At 36.3% G+C, this 5,174-nt stretch carries 6 protein-coding genes; all 6 read right to left on the reverse strand.

The window, feature by feature from the left end; all coding sequences use genetic code 11:
* On the reverse strand, positions 1-1,119 hold a 1,119-nt coding region (locus ABWO41_RS15105), incomplete at its 3' end, for a complex I subunit 4 family protein (RefSeq protein ID WP_353139851.1).
* Between the two features lies 1 nt (position 1,120).
* Positions 1,121-3,175: an NADH-quinone oxidoreductase subunit L gene (gene nuoL / locus ABWO41_RS15110; RefSeq protein WP_353139853.1), complete on the reverse strand. Its 2,055-nt coding sequence runs from the start codon at positions 3,173-3,175 to the stop codon at positions 1,121-1,123.
* 1 nt (position 3,176) lies between these two features.
* A complete protein-coding gene (gene nuoK, locus ABWO41_RS15115; protein WP_353139855.1) occupies positions 3,177-3,482 on the reverse strand; it encodes an NADH-quinone oxidoreductase subunit NuoK in 306 nt (101 codons plus the stop codon).
* On the reverse strand, positions 3,479-4,021 hold the full coding sequence (locus tag ABWO41_RS15120; RefSeq protein WP_353139857.1) for an NADH-quinone oxidoreductase subunit J family protein: 543 nt from the start codon (positions 4,019-4,021) through the stop codon (positions 3,479-3,481). The genes nuoK and ABWO41_RS15120 overlap by 4 nt, the downstream gene beginning before the upstream one ends.
* Entirely contained in the window at positions 4,021-4,617 is a 597-nt protein-coding gene (locus tag ABWO41_RS15125) for a 4Fe-4S binding protein (protein ID WP_353139859.1), read from the reverse strand. Before ABWO41_RS15125 ends, ABWO41_RS15120 begins: the two co-directional genes overlap by 1 nt.
* Before the next feature lies 1 nt (position 4,618).
* The coding region (locus tag ABWO41_RS15130) for a complex I subunit 1/NuoH family protein (RefSeq protein ID WP_353139861.1) at positions 4,619-5,174 on the reverse strand (556 nt) is incomplete at its 5' end.

The raw sequence follows: 5,174 nt of genomic DNA on the forward strand, positions 1-5,174 counted from the left end.
GGAAAGGAAGCCATGGCTTAGCATTTGAAAAACTGCACCAGAAATCCCTTCAGCTGTAGCTGATGAGACACCCAATAGCACAAATCCCATGTGTGAAACAGAAGAATAAGCTATTAAACGTTTCAAATCTGTTTGTGCCAGAGCTACCATTGCTCCGTACAAAATGGAAATCACTCCTAAAAGTCCTATATAAAACGATAAATTTGTGGCAACTTCCGGAAAGATGCTATAAGCTATTCTTATAATCCCATATCCGCCCACTTTAAGTAAAATACCCGCAAGAACAATAGAAATTGGAGTTGGTGCCTCTACGTGTGCATCTGGCAGCCAGGTGTGGAAAGGAAAAACAGGAACTTTAATGGCAAAAGCAATAAACACTACAATAAAAGCTAATGTTCTCGCCGGAATACCTAAAATGTCTGCATTTGCTGCTACAGAAAAAATAGAATCTGACAAATAATTAGCCTGATCCATCATATAAACCATATTAAATGTATGATTACCTGTAACCGGATCCTGTACAGAAAAATACAGCCCTGCAATAACCAATAACATAAATACAGAACCTATTAAGGTATACAGGAAAAATTTAATAGCGGCATATTCTCTTCTTGGCCCACCCCACATTCCAATTAGGAAGTATAATGGCAAAAGCATCAGTTCGTAGAAAACATAAAACAAGAAAATATCCAATGCGCAAAACACGCCCACAGTGGCAGTATTTAACAACATCAGCAAAGCAAAATAAGCTTTCTTACTGGATTTAATTTCCCATGAAGATAAACTTGCAATCAGCATAACTAAAGCAGTTAACCAAACCAATGCAATAGAAAACCCATCTACACCAATAAAATAATCTATCTGTAAAGTACCAAAGCTACCAGCATTCAGTCTTATCCATTCTAAACTTTCCACAAACTGATATTCTGAAATTTGGTTCACACCACCAGTCCCTGCTCCGGTCTTAAAATTAAAGTACAGATAAGTAGCCAATATCAATTGAAATATAGAAACTGCTACAGAAATGTATTTGAAATTCTTATCTAATTTAGATGGCAATGCCATAATAACAACACCAACTAATAATGGAATAAAAATTAATAATGATAATAAACCCATTTTAAAATATCATTTGAAAAATGAAGAACGATAAAAAGATGATTAACATCCAAACTACATAATGCTGGAACTTGCCATTGTGCACTGCTCTGAACCAAATACCTATCCGCTCTACCACCAAAGCAGAAAAGTTAACCAATCCATCTACAATATTTCTATCGAACCAGCCAAAAGCATACGAGCTGTAAATAGCAAATTTGCCTGATAAGTTCACAAACCCATCTATAACAGTCATATCAAACCAGTACCAAAATTTTGCTTTCCAAACAGTAGTATTTACGAAAACTGCCTGATAAAATTCGTTGAAATACCATTGATTATAAGAAAAGCGATAGAACCAGGAATTCTCCATATTTGGTTTGAAGCTATTTTGAGCATAAATTTTGTATGCAGCAAAAATCAAAAGTAAACTAAGTGCGTTGATGTACACAGGCACTAAAAGGTGCAGCATTGCATTTGCTTCATGTTGTTCACTAAAAACGCTATATAACCAAGACTGTTCTAAACTTAATGGAGAAACAGAAAAAACAAACCCAATACAAAAAACAGCCAGGACTATAACCGGAATTTTCATCCAGTTTGAAGGATCATGAATTTTATTCAGATCTATAGTAGCGTTGATAAACTTCGGTAATCTGAATTCTCCAAAAAACACTTTAAAAATCAACCGGAAGATGTAAAAAGTTGTACACCATGAAGCTATTGATATGAGAACCGGAAAGGCCCAGAAAACACCTCCTTTTAAGTTGCTCCAATCGAAAACGCTTAAGAGTATCGCATCTTTTGACAAATAACCTGAAGTAAGCGGCAAACCGGATAGTGCTAAGGCGGCAATCAGAAATACAATGAAAGTTACAGGCAATCTCTTTCTCAATCCCCCCATATTTAACATATCCTGCGGATCGAAATCGACTTTGTATTTATCTTTCAGATGCTGCATTTCATGAATTACAATCCCTGCTCCCAGAAACAGCAAACATTTGAAAAATGCATGAGTTACCAAATGGAATATAGCCGAAGCACTGTTCCCAACACCTATAGCCAGCATCATAAAACCCAATTGCGAAACAGTAGAAAATGCAAGTACCCGCTTAATATCGTTTTGCGTAAGCCCAACAGTTGCAGCCATAAATGCTGTAAACAAACCAATAGAAGCTATCACAGTTAATACGGTTTCATTAAACAACGGTTCTATTCTTACCAATAAGAAGACACCCGCAGCTACCATTGTTGCGGCATGAATTAAAGAAGAAACAGCCGTTGGGCCTTCCATTGCATCTGGTAACCAGGTATGTAACGGAAACTGTGCAGACTTCGCAATAGCCCCGGCAAAGAAACACAAACCTGCTATAGTAAGCCAGTAATCTGGCATAGCGGCAAATGGCGTTACCCAATTACCCTGATGAATAAAAGATGAAGAAATAAGGTTTCCGGCTCCGAAAATAGCATCTATATCTAAAGTCTTAAACTGACTGTATATGATTAATAGTCCTACTAAAAAACCAACATCACCAATACGGTTCATGATAAAAGCCTTTTTACTGGCCTTAGCTGCACTTTCTCTGGTAAACCAGAATCCTATTAACAAATAAGAAGCAAAACCTACAAGCTCCCAAAATGCATATACCAGAAAAAGATTATCAGCCACAACTAAGGCGAGCATTGCAAAACAGAATAAACTTAAATAGGCAAAATATTTTGGTCTATCTGCATCATGCTGCATATATTCTACTGAATATATATTTACCAACAGCGCTATGAAACTCACCAATAACAACATGACTACCGTAAGGTTATTGACTAAGATTCCAGCATTAATTTTAAATCCCGAAAAATCTACCCACGGAATTGAGAAATGATATACAGAACCTGAATTCCAAACTGCAAAGAATACTATTGCTGAGCATATAAAACTAACTGTAATACCTAATATTGAAATTGCAGGAGCTAGTTTTTTTATAACAAAAGCTAAAGCAAACGATAACAACGGAGCTATACATGCTATTACTGTAGCGTATATCATCTGACTTTCAGAAATAGGTAACATAGCTTCCATTCTATCCTCTCAAAGTATTTGCTTCATTAGGGTCTATAGTTTTAACCCTATTGTAAAAGTTCAAAATAATAACTAATCCTACTGCGACCGACGCTGCAGCCAGAACGATAATAAACAGAGCAAATAATTGTCCTGTATTCTCTATTCTATCATATTTACCGAAAGCTACTAAATTTAAGATAGATGAGTTTAACATCAGCTCTATCCCTATAAGAACCTGAATTGCATTTTTTCGGGTAATGACAGCATACATTCCCAAAGAAAACAGAATAGCACCTACTATCAGGAAATGATAAAGCGTAATCATATATTAGATTCCTTTCTGGCTAAATGTGCCGCTCCGATTAATACCATCATTAACAGAATACAAATTAATTCAAAAGGCAACAGAAAATTTGTCATTAAATTAATTCCTATGTTGCTAATATTTTCATCAGATGGTAATTTCACATTATCTGTAGCAATGGCAGATTGTACCCAGCTTAAAGAGTTAAAGTCTATCTGAAAAATCATGTATCCCAGGACGGAAACTAATATCAGACTTAAAACGGCACCTGGAAATCTATTTTCAGATAATCTTTGTTTGGTCATACCATCCAGACCTTGTAAAGACCTTTTTGAAGAAAGCATAAAAACAAAAAGCAACATTACCAAAACTCCACCAACGTAAATTACGATTTGTGTAAGTGCAACAAAATCTGCCAAAGCAAATATGTATAATCCTGCTACAGCAAAAAGCGTTACAAAGAACATAAAAACAGAGCGTACCAAGTTTTGACTGGTTACTACATAACATGCACTTAAGACTGCAATACTTGCTAAAATGTAAAATACAATCTGCTCCATTAATTACTATTATCCTCGTTTTGCTTAGCCGCCGCAGCCAGCTTAGCAGCTTTTCTTTCTTCCATTTGCTTTTCCAGTTCCTGACGTTTTTGTTCAGCCTCCTCTTCACTCATGGTAGAAAATTGATAGTTCAAATCCATTATGCTGGGAAAGCTTCTATCATACTGATTGGTCATGGTGATACATTCTGTAGGACATACCGTTGTACATAAGCCACAGTACATACATTTTGCCATGTCTATATCAAACTTTGCCGCATAAAGTCTCTTTACTGAACCATCGGATGTTTTTCCTATAGCTTCCGTCGCCTTTATAGATTCGATGTCTATACAATCTACCGGACATATTTTTGCACAAAGGTCGCAAACAATACAATCATCAATTTCTACATGCAACTGATATCTTCCAACTTCGGGAATAGGCAATTTCTGATGAGGGTATTGTAAAGTCACAATACCAGACTGTTCCTCGAAGTAGTTAGGATCTTCAATTCCTTTGACTGTTTTGGTCTTAAATGCCTGCAAAATATGTCTAAAGGTTATTGCTAATCCCTTCCAGGAAGTCGTCAATCCGTTATATACCTTTTTTATAATCATATCAAAACAGTAAAAGTCTCCACAAGCCAGATATAACTAAACAAATAAAAGCCAAAGGTGTAAGTATCTTCCAACAAAAGCTCATCAATTGATCTACCCTAAACCTTGGCAAGGTCCATCTTACCCACATTTGCGCTGCAACCAACAAGAGCGATTTAGATAATATCCAAAATATTCCCCAAACCATTCCCGTAGTATATTCTGCTAATTTAAAATCACCGACATTCGGCAACGGTGTATTCCACGCTCCTAAAAACAAAGTTGCTCCAAGCATAGATACTAAAAACATCATAGCATATTCTGCCAAAAATATAAAAGCGAATCCTACACTTGAATATTCTGTATGAAAACCGGCAACCAATTCAGATTCTGCCTCCGGAATATCAAAAGGCGCCCGGTTACACTCCGCTAAAGAAGCTATAAAATAAATCACAAAGGCTATAATCAAATGCGGTGCCTGAAATATATTCCATGCAAATAAACCGCCAATCTCAGAAACATCCCAAACCCCCAAAAACTTAGCTGTATTTTCTGTTAATATACCCTGATTTGCTCCT

This window comes from Pseudopedobacter sp., from assembly GCF_040392825.1.
GTDB lineage: Bacteria > Bacteroidota > Bacteroidia > Sphingobacteriales > Sphingobacteriaceae > Pseudopedobacter.